The following is a 17,066-nucleotide window of genomic DNA, read 5'->3' on the forward strand; positions in this document are numbered from 1 at the left end:
GCTTTCACCCTGCAGCAAAACCCGCCTTGCGGGCTAAGTCTAAGCAAACACGAAAAAAAACCGCCGTGCAGCCTGAGCCGGACGGCGGTTTTCTGGTATGGCAGTTACATTGCGTAGGAGAGCTGAATCGTGGTTTTGGTATCGGTACGATCGGGCGCGGACTCTGGCGGATTGTTGTTCCAGGTCACGTTGTAGCCCATCTTCAGCGCAAAGTGCTCATTGATGGCGACCTGCAGGGCCGTTTCTGAGTTCACCGTAGTATCTTCGCCGAAGCTGCTCAGCACGGATACACCCTGAATGAATTTCGTGGTATCCGTCAGCTGCCACTGATAGCTGACTGCGCCATAGCCCAGCGCTTTGGTCTCATGCCCGCCGTCGTGAAAGTCGTCGTAACGTACGCCCGGACCAAATTCCGCGCGCAGAGAGTGCACCGGACCGTTGAGGATCTGGCGACCATAACCGGCCGTCAGCACGTCGCGGGAATCGTAACCATTCAGACGATCGCTCAGCCAGCTGGCCTGACCAAACAGATAATCAGCGCTGTTCATGTTGTAGCGGCTGCGGCCACCGATATTGTAGGTTTCAGATGAACGCTCATCGTTGGATGAGGTGTTCGCCGCGTTGCCCCACAGGCTGTAAGCCGTTGAGGTCTGATACCAGGTCATGCTGGTTGAAGCCGTCAGCGAAGAGCTGGTGGTATTACCGGTTTGCGCCAGGTAACCGGCTGATGCGCTGCCTTCAAACGGCTGTTTGGCCGTTGAAGGATCATCCATTGAGGTGAAGACAGCGTTATCAGCAAAAGCCTGGTGACAAAATGCTCCGGCAGAGAGCAGAAAAATAGCGGACAGCTTATTAAGAACTTTCATTAAAGGGTGATCCGTGCGGCAATTTAAAAACAGGTGAGTCTGCAGCGTTTTTACCGGCAATCAATGCAATTTACTGTAAGTTTTGTAAAAAATTATGAGGCGGCATCAGGCCGTTCCCTGCATCAACCAGCATGATACGTTGCAGACGCGTTCACTAACGGCGCGCATTATAGGTGCCGTTCAGAGAAATAACAGCCCGCAATTATCAGGAATTTTGCCGCTGCTGACACAGCCTTACGCTGCAACTGAACAAAATTCGCTCTCAGCTGTGGGGTGGACTACGCTGAAATCTGTTTGGTTACAGTGAGGTGAGAAAATGAGCACGCTGGACGTTATGAGTTACGTTGTCACTTTCCACTATCAGGAGTCGGGGCTAAGCGATCTTCAATCGCTGACCAGCGCTATGGTCAATAGCGGATATAGCACCACCCTGCACGATGCTGAAGGACATCCGCATGAACTGGGAACCAACAGCTTCGGCATTGTCAGCACGCTGACGCCTGAAGCGGTTTCGGAGCAGGCTGCGCGTATTGCAGAGGTGGCATTGCATCAGTCTCCGCAGACAAAGGTTACAACGCTGCAGCAATTTTTGCAGAACCCTGTCTGAGGCCGCCGGTAAAACTGGCCTTGCCTATTTTTTGCGCGCTACAATTGCAGCGATATCGCGATTAACGAGGAGCCCGCCATGTGGTCAGCCATCAGCCGCCTGTTAAGCGAACAGACTCAGCCAGCAGAGATTACGCAGCGCGAGCCCCTGCCCGGCGGGGATATCCATCCCGCCTGGCGTATCCGCTACGGCGATCTGGATGTCTTCGTCAAGTGCAACACCCATGACCGGCTGGACCTGTTCCGCTGGGAGGCCGATCAGCTCAGTCTGCTGGCGCGCACGCAGACAGTCCGGGTGCCGACCGTCTACGGCGTCGGCAGCACGCGCGACGCCAGTTTTCTTCTGCTGGAGTATATTCCGCCGCAGCCGCTCAGCGCGGAAGCGGGTTATCAGCTCGGGCAGCAGCTGGCGCGCCTGCATCAATGGAGTGAGCAGCGCCAGTTCGGACTCGATTTCGATAATAATATTACCACTACCCTGCAGCCCAATAGCTGGCTGCGGCGCTGGTCGCTGTTTTTTGCGGAGCAGCGTATCGGCTGGCAGCTGCAGCTGGCAGCGGAACGCGGTGTAACCTATGGTGACATGAATCAGATTATTGACAGCGTTCAGCAGGCGCTGGCTCATCATCATCCGCAGCCTTCGCTACTGCATGGCGATCTCTGGCCTGCCAACTGTGCAGATAGCAGCAGCGGGCCATGGATTTTCGATCCTGCCTGCTACTGGGGTGACCGCGAATGCGACCTGGCGATGCTGAGTTATTACCATGAACTGCCGCGTGAGATCATGCAGGGCTATCACGCAGAGTGGCCGCTGGCAGAGGGATTTTCGCAACGCCAGCCTGTATATCAGCTCTATTACCTGCTGAACCGCGCGAACGTTTTTTCCGGCCAGTGGCAGGAGGAGGCGCAGTTTGCCGTCAGTCAGCTGCTTAGCGACGACAAACTGGCGCAGGATCGGGCCAGACCGGCCTGATGATTTAAAGCATGCCCAGCAGCGTCAGTAAAAAGTAGCCGGCAACAGCAATAATTACTGGCAGGATATAGAGCGGAAAAATCTGCAGCAGAATAGTGTGGTGCGGGACGCGGATTTTTTCCTCAAGCTGCGCGCGCGTGCGGCCTTCGCTGCCCTTTGCCTGCTCCAGAATCAGCTGATCTTCAATGCCCTCTTTAACATGCCGCGACTGGCGCCACATGCGCGCACCCGATGCCTGTAAAGCCATGCCGATGAAAATCAGCGCATAAACGATCCAGAAACCGATATTTGCCCCGCCGTGAAAATCGGGCACCGGCGAGTTGTGCCAGAACGGATTGAGAAACGACGTATTGAACTTAAGCATGTCCACCATGACATGGATAAAATCCAGCAATACGGCATCCAGTCCGGGCTGCTTTACGCTGTGCTGATATAAATAACCGAGCATGGAAACAATTGTCGACAGCAGTGCCGGAATGAAAATGATCCAGCCAGCCACGCGCTTAAGGATGGCGACCTGGCCAGCCTGTTGGTATGTCATGCAGACTTCCCTATACAGATAATTATTTTGCCCTAAGTCTACCTGCAGTCGGCGATTTTTTCCTGAAAAATGCGTTACCTGTCGCGTCCTTGTTTTCGCACTCTGGCGTGATAAGGTGGCGCAAACCGCTAAGAAGGATATTGTCATGCGCTATCGTCGTCCGGTGTACGCCGCTATTTTTGATATGGATGGTTTACTGATTGATTCTGAACCGCTGTGGGATCAGGCTGAGATGGAGGTACTGGCAAGCCTTGGCGTTGACGTCAGTCGTCGCGCGGAGCTGCCTGACACGCTTGGCCTGCGCATCGATCAGACCGTACGCATGTGGTATGAGGCACAGCCGTGGCAGGGTGCGACTCAGGCCGACGTCACGGCGCGTATTATCGATCGTACGCTATCGCTGATCGAAGCGCAGCAGCCGCTGCTGCCCGGTGTCGATCAGGCGCTGCAGCTCTGTCAGCAGCAGGGGCTGCGGATTGCGCTCGCTTCCGCTTCGCCGCTGGCCATGCTGGAGCGGGTGCTGGAGATGTTCCGGCTGCGGCCCTGCTTTTCCGCCCTCGCCTCCGCTGAAGCGCTGCCGCTGAGCAAACCTCATCCGCAGGTCTATCTGAATGCGGCAGCGGCGCTTGATATCGATCCGCTTAACTGTGTGGCGCTGGAAGACTCCTTCAACGGCATGATCGCCTGTAAAGCGGCGCGCATGCGTTCTATTGTGGTGCCTGCGGCTGCACACTACGCGGATGCCCGCTGGGCGCTGGCAGAAGTGCGGCTGCCGAGCCTGACGGAACTGCGCGCAGAGCATCTGTTTAACTGACCGCAGGGTGTATGGCGCAGTCTGATACAGCGGTCAGCCAGCGCGAAAATAATTCACTCTTCGTTACAGCGTCACCGTTCTCATTTACTGGATAAATCCCTATACTGGATGCATTGACAGTTTTGTATCCGGATTTAATCATGACGGCCGAAGGCCATGTAATTTTTGCTATCGCCAGCGCTATTTTTGCCAAGCGTGCTGAGCTGACACCGGTTCTGGCTGCGGCGGACTGGTGGCATCTGGTTCCCGCTACGCTGCTGACCTGCCTGCTGCCGGATATCGACCACCCCCGATCCACGCTGGGCCAGCGTTTTCGCTGGCTCTCTCAGCCCATCGCGCGGGCGTTTGGACATCGCGGTTTTACCCACAGTTTGCTGGCAGTGGCTATCAGCCTGTGGCTGTTTAAAGTGAACGTGCCGGCAGACTGGTTTCTGCCGGCGGATGTGCTGCAGGGACTGACGCTGGGCTACCTGAGCCATATCGTGGCTGACATGCTGACGCCAGCTGGCGTTCCGCTGCTGTGGCCCTGCCGCTGGCGCTTTCGTCTGCCTATTCTCAGAAGCCAGAGCGGTAATCAGCTGGAGCGGATACTTTGTCTGGGACTGGTGGTTGCGGCGCTCTGGTTTCCGGCTGGCATGCCTGATTTTGGTGCAAACGGCTGGCCGCAGCAGCTGTTTGATACACTGCAATCCAGCGTGAACCGGTTAATTAATCCGCTAAACGGATAATAATTACGCCATATTAAACAAAAAGTTATAACCCATACTTTTTGGGTATAAGCCTGCACTTAATTGTGCTGCTAACATCCCTGACATTCTCTGATAGAAATTTACGTTACGCTATGCCGCCTGCACTTTGCAGGACGGCATCTTTCTGGAGTTAAGTATGGATTTCCCTCTTATTATCAACATAGTGGTCTTTGCCGCTCTGCTGGTGCTGCTTAACCGCATTGGCAACCAGAGCTGGAGCCTGTCAAAGCGCGTACTGACCGGCCTGGTGCTGGGCGTGCTGTTTGGCCTGGCGCTTCAGGCGGTTTATGGCGAAAACAGCGCAGTGGTTAAGGATTCGATCGGCTGGTTTAATCTGGTCGGTAATGGCTATGTACAGCTGCTGCAGATGATTGTTATGCCGCTGGTATTCGCCTCAATACTGAGCGCGGTGGCGCGTCTGCATAACGCCTCCTCGCTGGGCAAAATCAGCGTGCTGACCATCGGTGTACTGCTGTTTACCACGGCTATCTCCGCGCTGGTCGGCGTGATGGTGACCGGCCTCTTCCACCTCAGCGCTGAAGGGCTGGTGCAGGGTGCGCAGGAGACCGCGCGTCTGAATGCTATTCAGAGCAACTATGCGGGTAAAGTCGCAGATCTCAGCACGCCGCAGCTGCTGCTCTCTTTCATCCCTAAAAACCCGTTTGCCGATCTGGCAGGCGCGAACCCGACCTCCATTATCAGTGTCGTTATCTTTGCTGCTTTCCTCGGCGTCGCTGCACTGCATCTGCTGCGCGATGATAAAGTGAAAGGTGAACGCGTACTGGCGGCGATTGATACGCTGCAGTCCTGGGTGATGAAACTGGTGCGCCTGATCATGAAGCTGACGCCATATGGCGTACTGGCTCTGATGACCAAAGTGGTCGCCGGCTCTAACCTGCACGATATCGTTAAGCTGGGCAGCTTTGTTCTCGCCTCCTATCTTGGCCTTGCGATTATGTTTGGCGTGCATGCGCTGTTGCTGTCGATCAACGGCATCAATCCGCTGCGCTTCTTCCGCAAAGTATGGCCGGTGATCACTTTCGCTTTCACCAGCCGCTCCAGCGCGGCCAGCATTCCGCTGAATGTGGAAACGCAGACGCGCCGTCTCGGCGTGCCGGAAGCGATTGCCAGCTTTTCCGCCTCCTTCGGTGCCACAATTGGTCAGAACGGCTGTGCCGGACTCTATCCGACAATGCTGGCCGTGATGGTTGCTCCTACTGTCGGTATTAACCCGTTTGATCCGGTCTGGATCGCCACGCTGGTCGGGATCGTCACCCTGAGTTCCGCTGGCGTAGCCGGTGTGGGCGGCGGTGCTACCTTTGCTGCGCTGATTGTGCTGCCGGCAATGGGGCTGCCGGTGACGCTGGTCGCGCTGCTGATTTCCATTGAGCCGCTGATTGATATGGGCCGTACCGCGCTCAACGTGAACGGCTCAATGACGGCCGGTTCGCTGACCAGCCGCTGGCTGGGTCAGACCGACAAAAAAATTCTGGAGAGCGATGAGCACGCCGAACTGGCGCATCGCTAAGCGCTGACTTCAGCATGAAAAAGGGCCCGTCTCAGACGGGCCCTTTTTTATTCAGCAAAAAAGAGTTACTGCGCAACCTGCGGATCGGTGTCGTACTCTTTGCAGCTCTGGAAGCCGTAGTTCATCACGCGACCGGTATCGTTGTAGCTGACAAAATAGGTCTGCATTTTGCCATCGCGCTCGCCGATAACGTAAGTCTGGCAGGTGCCACGCGCGTGCGCCATGGTCACTTCGGTCGAAGCCGGACCCGCAATCTGACGCACCTGTTCACGCGTCATGCCTTTTTTAACATCTTTTACCACCGGTTTGGTGACATAACTTTCCGCGCGATCGTAAGTGGTACAACCAGACAGAGCAGCCAGCGTCATAGCGGCAGCGATACATCCCAGCACTTTATTCATTTTTTGTTCCTCATACTTTGTCCATGTCGGAATAAGCCTGGAACACAAATTCAGATTTATCAACCTGGTGGCGACGCTTTTAGATGCGTTCATCGCAATATATCCGGAGTAAAAAAGCTGTGCTGCTGCGCCCTGCTCCGTATAATCGCGCGGTTAACTTTTTACCCGGCTCAGAGGCCCCATGACATCTGCACACCCTAACCGGCTGGTTTACGCCATCACGCTCGGACTTCTGGCGGCGCTCGGACCGCTCTGTATCGACCTCTATCTCCCCGCTCTGCCTGAACTGGCGCGCGATCTGCACACGCAGACCTCCACCGCTCAGCTCAGTCTGACTGCCGGCCTGCTGGGCCTCGGGGCGGGACAGCTGCTATTTGGTCCCATGAGCGATAAATTTGGCCGCATCCGGCCCCTGCTGCTGTCGCTGCTGCTGCTGTTTATTGCCTCTGTCGGCTGCGCGCTGGCAAAAGATATCCATTCGCTACTGATTGCCCGCCTGTTTGAGGGGCTGGCTGGCGCTGGCGGTGCCGTGCTGTCGCGCGCTATCGCCCGGGATATGTATAGCGGACACGAGCTGACGCGCTTTTTTGCGCTGCTGATGCTGGTCAACGGCCTTGCACCGGTGGGAGCGCCGGTACTGGGCGGCGCGCTGATGACAATCATGAGCTGGCGCGGCATTTTTCTCGTACTGGCGGCGATCGCCATTCTGCTGATTCTGCTGGCGCGCTGGCAGCTGCATGAGACGCTGCCGCCTGCACGCCGTAGCCAGGGCTCTCTGTTTTCCGCCTGGGCGGCGCTGGGCCAGGTCGTTACGCATCGGCCCTTTATGGGTTTTTGCCTGACGCAGGGCTTTATGATGTCAGGCATGTTTGCCTATATCGGCGCCTCACCGTTTGTGCTGCAGCAGATCTACGGCCTCTCGCCTCAGGCGTTCAGCCTCTGCTTTGCTGCCAACGGGTGCGGCCTGATTATCGCCTCACAAACCAGCGCACGGCTCTGTCCGCTCTGGGGCGAATACCGGGTGCTTAAGGGCGGGCTGACGCTGGCATTTGTCGCCTCCGCCACGCTGCTGACCGCCGCGCTGAGCGACGCCGCCCTGCCGGTGATTCTGGTGGCGCTATTTTTCTCTATTGCCAGTAACGGTGTAATCGCAACCACCGCCGCATCGCTGGCGATGCAGAGTCAGGGGCACCGCGCCGGCAGTGCTTCTGCGGTTATCGGCGTCACCATGTTTACGCTGGGCGCCATCAGCGTGCCGGTTAGCGGCGTGGGCGGGACCTCGGTTATCAGCATGAGCGCCACCATTTTCGGCTGCTTTATGCTGGCAATCCTGATGTTTACCCTGCTGGCGCAGCGGCCTGAAAGCGCCTGATTCAGCAGCAAACCGTCTGCGCCAGTCGCCGTTTGGCTTGTTGTTTTGCGGCCAAGGCGTTAGCTTTAGCTGATGTTACGCATCATGCCGTCAGGCTTCTGACTTGAGGAGAGGTTCATGTCACTGCAGCAGGAAATTATTCAGGCCCTTGGTGTTAAACCCGCTATCGATCCGCAGCAGGAGATCCGCGTCAGCGTCGATTTCCTGAAAGCGTACCTGAAAGCGCATCCTTTTCTGAAAACGCTGGTGCTGGGCATCAGCGGCGGGCAGGACTCAACGCTGACCGGTAAGCTGGCGCAGATGGCGGTCAGCGAACTGCGTCATGAGACCGGCGATAAAGAGTACACCTTTATTGCCGTGCGCCTGCCGTATGGTAAACAGGCCGACGAGCAGGATTGTCAGGATGCGCTGGCGTTTATTCAGCCCGATCGTACCCTGGTGGTCAATATCAAAGAGGCGGTGCTGGCGAGCGAGCGCGCACTGCAGGAAGCGGGTATTGCGCTGTCAGATTTTGTCCGCGGTAACGAAAAGGCGCGTGAACGCATGAAGGCGCAGTACAGCATCGCCGGCATGACCAAAGGTATCGTGCTGGGCACCGATCACGCGGCGGAAGCGGTGACCGGTTTTTATACCAAATATGGCGATGGCGGCAGCGACGTGAACCCGATCTTTCGCCTTAACAAAGGCCAGGGTAAACAGCTGCTGAAGGCGCTGGGCTGCCCGGAGCACCTCTGGATGAAACATCCCACGGCCGATCTTGAAGACGATCGTCCCGGCCTGCAGGATGAGGTGGCGCTTGGCGTAACCTATCAGCAGATCGATGATTATCTGGAAGGCAAAACCATCAATGGCGAATCGGCGAAAATTATCGAGGGCTGGTACACCAAAACCGAACATAAGCGCCGTATGCCGGTGACTGTGTTTGACGACTACTGGAAAAAGTAGACCCTCCCTGCGACTCTCCCTCTGCGGAGAGAGAGTCGCGCCTCGCTTGCCACTGGCGATAAAAGCAGCACGCTGATACACTGTATACAAAACCAGTAAGCGGAGCATTCTTTGGTCAGACGAGCAACCAGCCATCGCCTCGACTTTGACGCGGCGGCAATCTATCAATATCCCGAACACCTGCGCCAGTGGCTTGAAGGGCTGCCTAAAGTGCCTGGCGTCTATACCTTTCACGGCGAGAGTGAAAATCTGCCTCTTTATATCGGCAAGAGCATTAATTTGCGCAGCCGGGTGATGGCGCATTTTCGCACCACGGATGAAGCGAGCATGCTGCGTCAGGCGCGGCGCGTAAGCTGGATCCCCACCGCCGGCGATATTGGCGCGCAGCTGCTGGAAGCGCAGATGATTAAAACGCAGCAGCCGTTATTTAATAAGCGCCTGCGCAAAAATCGTCAGCTCTGCTCACTTCAGCTGGGAGAAGGCGCGCCGGAAGTGGTCTATGCAAAAGATGTCGATTTCTCTCGTTCACCCGATCTCTACGGGCTGTTTCGCAGCCGTTTTGCCGCGCTGGAGAAGCTTAAAAGCATGGCCGATGAGCTGCAGCTCTGTCACGGCCTGCTTGGGCTGGAGAGCCTGCGGCCAGGGCGCGGCTGCTTTCGCGCAGCACTGAAGCGCTGTGCCGGCGCCTGCTGCGGAAAAGAGAGTGTTGAAGCGCACCAGCAGCGGCTCCGCGAGGGGCTGGAACGCTTTCGCGTGGTGTGCTGGCCGTGGGAAGGCCCGGTTGGCATGGTGGAGCGCGGCGCTGAGATGACACAAATCCATGTGATCGATCACTGGTTCTGGCTGGGTTCTGTTGCCACTGAAGCGGAAGCGCGCCAGCTGCAGCGCGCGCGCCAGGGGTTTGATCACGACGGCTATAAAATTCTCTGCCGTCCGCTGCTTTCCGGCGAGTTCCCGCTGATAGAACTATAAAAAAAACCGCCGACGCTGTTCAGGGCGGTACTCTGCCCTGAACAGCGCCGGCGGTCTTAATCCGGATCGATCACGGTGTGTGTTTACTCACCGTCAGCAGGCGGTGGTGGCATTTTACCATCGTGTGGCGCTTTTTCCGTCAGGCGCGTTTCGAAATTGGCGTTGTACTGCTTTTTCTGTTCCGGCGTCAGTACGTTGTAGATTTTGTTCTGGGTTTCCATCATGCGTACCGCATTCTCTTTGGCGTTTGCGGTCATCTTCTCAGCCTGTGCTTCCGCTTTGCTGCGATCGAAGCTGTCGGCGGCAATAATGGCATGGTTCGCGCGGCGCGCCTCCGGCGACGGGCGCTGCATCTCTTTATGACCATCCTGCATGATGGTGCGGATCTGTGTTTTCTGCGCATCGGTCAGAGTAATGCCTTTGAACATCTCCATACCGTGATGACGCATCGGCTTATGCATCGGCTTTTCAGTGCCGGCCGGCGGTGGCGTCAGGTTATCGGCCGCAGCGTGGACGATATTGGCGGCACCCAGTGCCATTGCGGTAGCCAGAAAAACAGAAGTCAGTTTACGCATAATATTGTCCTTTCTTGTCAGTTATATGACGACAGCCTGTGTCGCGTCTTCGGAAACAAGCATACGACGCTGAACGTCAACTACTCAGAACCTGAGTAAAGCCCTGAAAGCATAGAAGATAGATATCGTGCGATCGTGGAGAGATTGCGAAGAATTACGTGAGAAAATGCAAAAAAGTATGACAATAGCGGGAAAATGGCAGGAATTAAGGAGGAGTGTAATGAGTTTGCCCGCGCCGGGAAAGCAAAATGTTAAGCGATCGCTATCAGCATGGCTGACGCCATCAGGCGTCAGCTATGCTGCAGCCGTTTATTGCGCCGGCATCTGTGCGTTCTCTTCCGTCAGCATCAGCCCGGCGCGTAATCCCGGCGCCACCTGCGGATTGGGAAACAGTACATATTCCCGCGCCTGCTGTACGTAATAGCGCGTGTCGCCCTCTTCTGCCAGCAGCGTGCCCTGGGGAAACGCGGTGAAATTCAGCGTGTCCGCGCTCATATGCAGCGTAAATCCCTCTCCCTGACGGGTGATTTGTTGTGAAACGTGATAGCGCCGCGGCTGCGTATGCGGCTGCGGCCACGTTTCGCCCTCCAGCAGCGCAGCGAGTGCCCGCTGCACTGCCCTGAACTGCGTGAGATCATTTTCACCAAACGGCAGCGCCTTACCCAGTTCCAGCGTCGAACTCGCCGCATGATGATGCTCACAACTATAGTGGGTGAAGGTGCCGCCCGGCGCACGATGAAAAACCAGCGCCTCCAGCTCAGCTGCGGCCAGCCACTGCATAAACGTATCCGGCCACGGTCGCGCGTTCGCGGGCATAACGGCAAAGCGTGGATAATAAGAGCCGCGAATAGCGGTATGCAGATCAAGATGCCAGCGCGACGTCTGCCTGTGGCAGCTGCGCCAGAAGCGCTCCATCACCTGTTCCAGCTGCAGGGCGCGCTGTGCCTCACTGGTTTCACTGACCCGCTGCCAGCGGCCACCAAACAGCCGGTTGAGATCGTACTGCTGATAGCGACGGCCGCTGCGCAGCGCCGCCGGATTACCCAGTATCACCAGCAGCCGCACCGCCAGCGGTTTTTCTCCGCTAAGCAGCGGCGCCAGCAGCTGCTCCACTATCTCCACCGGCGCGGTTTCATTGCCGTGGATCCCGGCTGACAGCACCAGCGCCCGGTCGCAGTGCGTCAGCGGCGTCAGCGAGAGGATCCCTTCCGCCTGCCACTGCCAGCGCAGATAAGCTGTCTCGCCCTGCGTGACGGCAGGCGGCGTGCCCGCCAGCGTCTGCTGTAAAAAACTGCGCATATTTTCTCCTTAATCCTGCCTCAGCCTCAGCGCTGAAAGGCGTAGACGCTGCCCAGCTTCAGCAGCTGCGTCAGCGCATCCAGAGCGTCACGCCCCTCCTGCAGCAGCGCCGGATCGGCTAAATCCGCCTGCGTGAGATAGTCGCGATAGTGGCGTTCTGCCCACTGGCTGAGCTGCGTAAACAGCTGCTCGTTCATCATTACCGCCGGGTTGACCGCCCGCTGCTCTTCTGCCGTCAACACAACCCGCAGGCGCAGGCAGGCTGGCCCGCCGCCGTTGCACATGCTTTCACGCAGATCGAATACCGTGAGCTCCCGAATCGGTCCGCCGCTCTCTGCCAGCTCCGTCAGATAAGCCCAGACGCCCGGATGCTGCCGTGCCTCTTCAGGCAGTATCAGCCGCATACCGCCATCGGGGTGCTGCAGCAGCTGACTGTTGAAGAGATAGGTCGCCACCGCGTCGCTGACGGATACGCGCGCGCGCGGCACCACGATGGCGGTAAACCCCGGCACCCGCTCTGCCAGCTGCTCCAGCAACGCAGGCTGATTGACGAAAGCCTCTTCGTGACAGAACAGCACCTGCTGATTACTGACGGCAATCACGTCGTTATGGAAAACGCCCTGATCGATCACCGCCGGGTTCTGCTGCACGAAGAGCGTGCGCGCCTCGTCAAGCTGATGCAGACGCGCGACCGCTCTGCTCGCTTCCAGCGTCTGGCGCGCCGGATAGCGTTCCGGCGTGATGCCGGCGTGCTGCCCTTCGCGTCCATAGACGAACAGCTGCAGGCCGGCGTCGCCGTAGCGCGCCCCGAAGCGATTGTGATTCGCGGCTCCTTCGTCACCAAACAGCGCCACCTGAGGCAGTGCGTCATGCACGCAGAAACGCTGCGGGTCGCGGAAGATCGCCCGCAGCAGATCAGCCGTTTCCGGTGCTTCAATGGACCGGTGAAACTTATTATTCAGATTGGCAACGGTAAAATGAACGCGTCCGTCACCGCTGTCTGCCGAGGGCGATACGGTGGCCGCGTTGGCAACCCACATCGCCGAGGCTGAACTGGCGGCTGAGAGCAGCTGCGGCGCCTGCTGCGCAGCGCGCGCCAGCACCTGCGCGTCACTGCCGTGAAAACCGAGCTGGCGCAGCAGCGGCAGATTAGGCCGCTCGTGCGGCGGGATCACGCCCTGCAGATAGCCGAGATCGGCCAGCGCTTTCATTTTGCGCAGTCCCTGCAGCACCGCCAGCCTGGGATTAGAGGGCTGCAGCTGATTGCGGGTTGACGCCTCATTACCAAATGAGAGGCCCGCGTAGTGGTGCGTCAGGCCAACCAGTCCATCAAAATTGACTTCAGCTGCGTTCATGGCGCGCTCCCTGAGCAGAGAAATCGAGACCCGGCGAGAGCGTATCGGGCAGGGCCAGACTGCTGCTCTCCAGGGTTGCCATCGGCCAGGCGCAGTAATCTGCAGCGTACCAGGCGCTGGCGCGGTGGTTGCCGGAGGCGCCTATGCCGCCAAACGGCGCGGTGCTGGCCGCACCGGTCAGCGGCTTGTTCCAGTTGACGATACCGGCGCGCGCCTCCAGCAGCAGCTGATCAAACTGCGCCCGCTGCGGTGAGATCAGACCGCATGAGAGGCCATAGCGCGTGGCGTTAGCCAGCGTAATCGCCTCACTGTAGTCGTCATAACGGATGATTTGCAGCAGCGGTCCGAACACCTCCTCATCCGGCAGCGCACTTACATGGGTCATATCGATAATGCCTGGCGTAATAAGTGCGCGCTGGCGATCCGGCCACTGCATATTCAGCAGCACTTCACCGCCCAGCGCCACGCGCTGCTGCCACGCCTGATAGATCTGTCCGGCCGCCGCAGGCGAAATGACGCTGCCCATAAATGGCTGTGGCTCAGCATTCCACGCTGCGGGCTGCAGCCGGGCGCTGACAGCCACCAGCCGCTGCAGAAACGCGTCGCCCGCCGCGCCACGTTTTACCAGCAGGCGACGTGCGCAGGTGCAGCGCTGCCCGGCAGAAATAAAAGCTGACTGGATGGCGATATGTACGGCGCCATCAATATCGGCCGGATCTTCCACAATCAGCGCATTATTGCCACCCATCTCCAGCGCGAGCATCTTCTCCGGCTGGCCGGCAAACTGCCGGTGCAGGTGATACCCGGTAGCCGCGCTGCCGGTAAACAGTACGCCATCAATCTGCTCTGCCTGTGCCAGCGCCTGGCCGCTTTCCCGTCCGCCCTGCACCATATTGATGACCCCCGCCGGGAGCGCTGCCTGCTTCCACAGCTGCACGGTGCGTTCCGCCGTCAGCGGCGTCAGCTCGCTCGGCTTAAACACCACGCAGTTTCCTGCCAGTAGCGCGGGCACAATGTGGCCATTTGGCAGATGCCCCGGAAAATTATAGGGCCCGAATACCGCCAGTACACCGTGCGGACGATGGCGCAGTGCGCTTTCACCCGACTGCTGTTCGCCGGTACGGGCGTGATACGCTTTCACTGAAATGGCAATTTTATTGATCATCGCCTGCACTTCCGTCAGCGTCTCCCAGCGCGGCTTGCCGGTTTCCTGTGAGATGATCTCCGCCAGCTCCACCTTATGCTGCTCCAGCAGCGCGGCAAAGGTTTCAATTCCTGCCTGACGTGCCGTGAACGGCAGGCGCGCCCAGTGCGGGAACGCTGCGCGGGCTGCCGCACAGGCGGCGCTGACCTGAGCCGCAGAGGCGGCGTTGCCCTGCCACAGTTGTTCGCCTGAGACCGGATCGGCTTTTGTGAAGAGGTCACCGTCGCCGCGCAGCCACTGATTATTAATAAAGTGCGTCATGCCTGTTTCTCCTCACGGCAGAGTGTTACAACCCGTAGCGCATCACCATATTCACAGCGCAGCGCCTGACGCTGGCTCTCACTGAGGCAGACGTGACCGGCGGCGATATCCACCGGCAGTAGCGTGGCGCGAAACTGCTGATAGTTGCTGTTAGCGACCAGGCAGAGCGGCCAGTGCGCCTGCGCGTCACCGGCGCCTGCCGGCAGCAGCGTACTTTTGCGAATGGCCCGGATACGATCAATTTCACACTCCAGCGTCGGTCCGCCATCAAAGATGTCGACATAGTTCTGATAGCGAAAACCTTCCGCTTCCAGCACCGCGCGCGCCGGCGCCGTTTTCGGGTGTACTTCACCAATGACGCGCTGCGCTGCCTCGCTGAGATAGTGAATATAGAGCGGATGTTTCGGCATCAGCTCTGCGATAAACGCTTTCTGACCGGTACCGCTAAGAAAATCAGCCTGGCGAAACGGCATAGAGAAGAAATGGCTGCCCACGCTCTCCCAGAAAGGGGAATGACCGCTGTCATCGCTGACGCCGCGCATCTCTGCCACCACGTTGCGCATAAAGCGATCGCGAAAGTTCGCCATAAAAAGAAAGCGTGATTTAGAGAGTAAATAGCCGTTTCTGCCGTCGCGGTAGTCGGGATCGAGAAATAGCGTACAGAGTTCGCTGCTGCCGGTGTGATCGTTGCTGAGCGACAGCACTGGCAGGCTGGCATACACGTTCAGCTCTCTGGAGGCGTGTACCTGCGTGCCAACCCGAAAGTTGTACCACGGCTCCTGCAACCCGACCGCCACTTCAATCGCGCAGATCCCCACGGCCCGGTTATCGTCACTGTCGGCCAGCACAAAGACGTAACCCTGTTCAGCGCGCGGCAGCGCCCCCTGCCAGGTCAGCAGTGAACGCTCAATACGCGCCTGCAGCGTGGCGCTGTCTTCCGGCAGCGAGGTAAGGCCGCCGCCGGTTTTACCCGCCAGCAGAAGCAGCTGCGCCAGGTCATCATGTTCAACCGGGCGGATCACCATCATGATGTGGCTCCTCTGAGAATACGTTCACAGGCGCGCTCAAAACGCGCCAGCCCCTGCTGCACCTCCTCCTGGCTGATGTTTAGCGCGGGCGCAAAGCGCACGACGCTGGCACCGGCAATCAGGACCATGACGCCCTCTTCGGCGGCCGTGAGATTGAACTGTTTGGCTTTTCCGGCGAAATCGTCGTTGAGTACGGCGCCAATCAGCAGCCCGAGGCCGCGGATGGTTTTAAACACCGGCAGCCGCTGGTTAATCGCCTGGAGCCGATCAACAAACCACTGATGCCGCTCGGTCACGCCAGCGAGAAAAGCGGGCTGGTTGACCAGCTCCAGCACTTTACCCGCCACCGCACCCGCCAGCGGGTTACCGCCATAGGTCGTACCGTGGGTGCCCACCCCCATTACCTGCGCCAGATCCTCACGCGTCAGCATGGCACCAATCGGAAAGCCGCCGCCCAGCGCTTTTGCGGTACTCAGCACATCCGGCGTAACGCCATAGTGCATATAGGCGTAAAGCGATCCGGTGCGTCCCACACCGCTCTGCACTTCATCAAAAATCAGCAGCGCCTGATGGCGGTCGCACAGCTCCCGCAGGCCGCGCAGGAAGGCTGCATCGGCAGGCAATACGCCGCCCTCGCCCTGAATCGGTTCAACAATCACGGCACAGGTGCTGTCGTTAATCAGCGCGGCGGCCGATTCCAGGTGATTAAACTGCGCATGCTGAATGGCCGGCGGCAGCGGCGCAAAGTCGCGCGAATAGGCGGGCTGGCCGCCAGCCGACACCGTAAACAGGGTGCGGCCATGAAAAGCGTTAGTGAACGCCACAATGCCGCTTTTTTGATCGCCGAAACGGTCGTGTGCCACTTTGCGCGCCAGCTTAAGCGCAGCTTCGTTCGCCTCAGCGCCGGAGTTGCAGAAGAAAACGCGGTCGGCAAAGGTGGCATCAATCAGCTGTTTTGCCAGCCGCAATACCGGCTCGTTGGTATAGCCATTGCCGGTATGCCACAGCTTTGCCGCCTGCTCTGTCAGCGCCTGCTGCAGCGCCGGGTGTGCATGACCCAGCGCATTCACTGCGATCCCGCCAGCAAAATCGATATACTCTTTGCCCTGTTGATCCCACAACCGCGATCCTTCAGCCCGTACCGGTATAAAGGTTGCGGGTGCATAGACCGGCATCATCCATTGATCAAAATCGTGACGTGTAACCTGCAGTGACATAGCCGGATCTCCTGCCTCACCCCGGGTGAAGCTATTGTTTTAAAATTGTTAAGAGTGCGTAATCAGCAGCCCGACTATAAGGTGCAGCAAGCGTGCCAGCCAGAGGGAATAATGCATAAAAGGGAGTCAGCGACGAAATTTCAATGGGTTACGGCAGGCTGCTATTCACTTATTTTGCATAAAAAGTGAATATTACGGTTGCGCCGCCGCTAAGGCAGCAAATTATTTAGCGGATTTATGCATTTATGGAAGGAAATGTTGCTTTTGTGATCGCACAACAAATATTTCGCCATAACAGGGCAGATGGCGCGCGCTGGCAGCGCAGCACGCGCTATCATGGTGCGAAAAAGCGCCTTCGCG

The 17,066-nt window shown here is 58.1% G+C and carries 17 protein-coding genes; 8 read left to right on the forward strand and 9 right to left on the reverse strand.

All coding sequences use genetic code 11. From position 1 onward, the window contains the following. Positions 1-104: 104 nt before the first annotated feature. Complete coding sequence (locus HA43_RS13790; protein ID WP_039384056.1) at positions 105-866, reverse strand: DUF481 domain-containing protein; 762 nt, start codon at positions 864-866, stop codon at positions 105-107. Positions 867-1,182: 316 nt separating this feature from the next. On the opposite strand from HA43_RS13790, the gene ghoS reads away from it, so the two are divergent. Continuing rightward, on the forward strand, positions 1,183-1,473 hold the full coding sequence (gene ghoS, locus HA43_RS13795; protein ID WP_039384054.1) for a type V toxin-antitoxin system endoribonuclease antitoxin GhoS: 291 nt from the start codon (positions 1,183-1,185) through the stop codon (positions 1,471-1,473). 78 nt (positions 1,474-1,551) lie between these two features. After that, complete coding sequence (locus HA43_RS13800; protein WP_094111903.1) at positions 1,552-2,445, forward strand: fructosamine kinase family protein; 894 nt, start codon at positions 1,552-1,554, stop codon at positions 2,443-2,445. A gap of 4 nt (positions 2,446-2,449) precedes the next feature. Here HA43_RS13800 and HA43_RS13805 read toward each other — a convergent pair whose 3' ends face one another. Continuing rightward, positions 2,450-2,986, reverse strand: a complete 537-nt coding sequence (locus HA43_RS13805; RefSeq protein WP_039384049.1) for a YniB family protein — start codon at positions 2,984-2,986, stop codon at positions 2,450-2,452. Positions 2,987-3,131: 145 nt separating this feature from the next. On the opposite strand from HA43_RS13805, the gene hxpB reads away from it, so the two are divergent. The 3 genes from hxpB to HA43_RS13820 all read left to right on the forward strand — a co-directional run bounded on the left by hxpB (position 3,132) and on the right by HA43_RS13820 (position 6,077). After that, the gene (hxpB, locus tag HA43_RS13810) at positions 3,132-3,800 is read left to right on the forward strand and encodes a hexitol phosphatase HxpB (protein WP_094111904.1); all 669 of its coding nucleotides are present in this window, start codon (positions 3,132-3,134) and stop codon (positions 3,798-3,800) included. Between the two features lie 140 nt (positions 3,801-3,940). Beyond that, positions 3,941-4,528 carry a metal-dependent hydrolase gene (locus HA43_RS13815; protein ID WP_094111905.1) on the forward strand — a complete coding sequence of 196 codons (588 nt, stop codon included), beginning with the start codon at positions 3,941-3,943 and terminating at the stop codon, positions 4,526-4,528. A 157-nt stretch (positions 4,529-4,685) separates the two neighbouring features. After that, positions 4,686-6,077 (forward strand): L-cystine transporter, encoded by a 1,392-nt coding sequence (locus tag HA43_RS13820; RefSeq protein ID WP_071668767.1) that lies wholly within the window; start codon positions 4,686-4,688, stop codon positions 6,075-6,077. Positions 6,078-6,142: 65 nt separating this feature from the next. Here the strand turns inward: HA43_RS13820 and osmE are convergent, their stop codons facing one another. Continuing rightward, positions 6,143-6,478, reverse strand: coding sequence for an osmotically-inducible lipoprotein OsmE (osmE, locus tag HA43_RS13825; RefSeq protein WP_039384034.1), 336 nt, complete (start codon positions 6,476-6,478; stop codon positions 6,143-6,145). 181 nt (positions 6,479-6,659) lie between these two features. On the opposite strand from osmE, the gene HA43_RS13830 reads away from it, so the two are divergent. From HA43_RS13830 to cho, 3 genes are all read left to right on the forward strand, one after another. Continuing rightward, a complete protein-coding gene (locus HA43_RS13830) occupies positions 6,660-7,850 on the forward strand; it encodes a multidrug effflux MFS transporter (RefSeq protein WP_039384031.1) in 1,191 nt (396 codons plus the stop codon). Positions 7,851-7,967: 117 nt separating this feature from the next. Continuing rightward, positions 7,968-8,795, forward strand: a complete 828-nt coding sequence (gene nadE, locus HA43_RS13835) for an ammonia-dependent NAD(+) synthetase (RefSeq protein WP_094111906.1) — start codon at positions 7,968-7,970, stop codon at positions 8,793-8,795. 111 nt (positions 8,796-8,906) lie between these two features. Next, positions 8,907-9,767, forward strand: a complete 861-nt coding sequence (cho, locus tag HA43_RS13840; RefSeq protein ID WP_039384025.1) for an excinuclease Cho — start codon at positions 8,907-8,909, stop codon at positions 9,765-9,767. An 83-nt stretch (positions 9,768-9,850) separates the two neighbouring features. Here cho and spy read toward each other — a convergent pair whose 3' ends face one another. The 6 genes from spy to HA43_RS13870 form a co-directional block, all read right to left on the reverse strand. Beyond that, a complete protein-coding gene (spy, locus tag HA43_RS13845; RefSeq protein WP_039384024.1) occupies positions 9,851-10,342 on the reverse strand; it encodes an ATP-independent periplasmic protein-refolding chaperone Spy in 492 nt (163 codons plus the stop codon). A gap of 309 nt (positions 10,343-10,651) precedes the next feature. After that, on the reverse strand, positions 10,652-11,641 hold the full coding sequence (astE, locus tag HA43_RS13850; RefSeq protein WP_039384022.1) for a succinylglutamate desuccinylase: 990 nt from the start codon (positions 11,639-11,641) through the stop codon (positions 10,652-10,654). Positions 11,642-11,667: 26 nt separating this feature from the next. After that, on the reverse strand, positions 11,668-12,996 hold the full coding sequence (gene astB / locus HA43_RS13855) for an N-succinylarginine dihydrolase (protein ID WP_094111907.1): 1,329 nt from the start codon (positions 12,994-12,996) through the stop codon (positions 11,668-11,670). Next, positions 12,983-14,461 (reverse strand): succinylglutamate-semialdehyde dehydrogenase, encoded by a 1,479-nt coding sequence (gene astD, locus HA43_RS13860; protein WP_094111908.1) that lies wholly within the window; start codon positions 14,459-14,461, stop codon positions 12,983-12,985. The genes astB and astD overlap by 14 nt, the downstream gene beginning before the upstream one ends. Beyond that, positions 14,458-15,489 (reverse strand): arginine N-succinyltransferase, encoded by a 1,032-nt coding sequence (gene astA, locus HA43_RS13865; RefSeq protein ID WP_039384017.1) that lies wholly within the window; start codon positions 15,487-15,489, stop codon positions 14,458-14,460. The genes astD and astA overlap by 4 nt, the downstream gene beginning before the upstream one ends. Next, complete coding sequence (locus HA43_RS13870; protein WP_094111909.1) at positions 15,486-16,706, reverse strand: aspartate aminotransferase family protein; 1,221 nt, start codon at positions 16,704-16,706, stop codon at positions 15,486-15,488. The genes astA and HA43_RS13870 overlap by 4 nt, the downstream gene beginning before the upstream one ends. Between the last annotated feature and the right edge of the window lie 360 nt (positions 16,707-17,066).

This window comes from Pantoea eucrina, assembly GCF_002095385.1.
GTDB lineage: Bacteria > Pseudomonadota > Gammaproteobacteria > Enterobacterales > Enterobacteriaceae > Pantoea > Pantoea eucrina.

Excerpts from the sequence above, each read along its gene's own strand:
- HA43_RS13790 (WP_039384056.1), bottom strand. The coding sequence starts at position 866 with ATGAAAGTTCTTAATAAGCTGTCCGCTATTTTTCTGCTCTCTGCCGGA.
- ghoS (WP_039384054.1), top strand. The coding sequence starts at position 1,183 with ATGAGCACGCTGGACGTTATGAGTTACGTTGTCACTTTCCACTATCAG.
- HA43_RS13800 (WP_094111903.1), top strand. The coding sequence starts at position 1,552 with ATGTGGTCAGCCATCAGCCGCCTGTTAAGCGAACAGACTCAGCCAGCA.
- HA43_RS13805 (WP_039384049.1), bottom strand. The coding sequence starts at position 2,986 with ATGACATACCAACAGGCTGGCCAGGTCGCCATCCTTAAGCGCGTGGCT.
- hxpB (WP_094111904.1), top strand. The coding sequence starts at position 3,132 with ATGCGCTATCGTCGTCCGGTGTACGCCGCTATTTTTGATATGGATGGT.
- HA43_RS13815 (WP_094111905.1), top strand. The coding sequence starts at position 3,941 with ATGACGGCCGAAGGCCATGTAATTTTTGCTATCGCCAGCGCTATTTTT.
- HA43_RS13820 (WP_071668767.1), top strand. The coding sequence starts at position 4,686 with ATGGATTTCCCTCTTATTATCAACATAGTGGTCTTTGCCGCTCTGCTG.
- osmE (WP_039384034.1), bottom strand. The coding sequence starts at position 6,478 with ATGAATAAAGTGCTGGGATGTATCGCTGCCGCTATGACGCTGGCTGCT.
- HA43_RS13830 (WP_039384031.1), top strand. The coding sequence starts at position 6,660 with ATGACATCTGCACACCCTAACCGGCTGGTTTACGCCATCACGCTCGGA.
- nadE (WP_094111906.1), top strand. The coding sequence starts at position 7,968 with ATGTCACTGCAGCAGGAAATTATTCAGGCCCTTGGTGTTAAACCCGCT.
- spy (WP_039384024.1), bottom strand. The coding sequence starts at position 10,342 with ATGCGTAAACTGACTTCTGTTTTTCTGGCTACCGCAATGGCACTGGGT.
- astE (WP_039384022.1), bottom strand. The coding sequence starts at position 11,641 with ATGCGCAGTTTTTTACAGCAGACGCTGGCGGGCACGCCGCCTGCCGTC.
- astB (WP_094111907.1), bottom strand. The coding sequence starts at position 12,996 with ATGAACGCAGCTGAAGTCAATTTTGATGGACTGGTTGGCCTGACGCAC.
- astD (WP_094111908.1), bottom strand. The coding sequence starts at position 14,461 with ATGACGCACTTTATTAATAATCAGTGGCTGCGCGGCGACGGTGACCTC.
- astA (WP_039384017.1), bottom strand. The coding sequence starts at position 15,489 with ATGATGGTGATCCGCCCGGTTGAACATGATGACCTGGCGCAGCTGCTT.
- HA43_RS13870 (WP_094111909.1), bottom strand. The coding sequence starts at position 16,706 with ATGTCACTGCAGGTTACACGTCACGATTTTGATCAATGGATGATGCCG.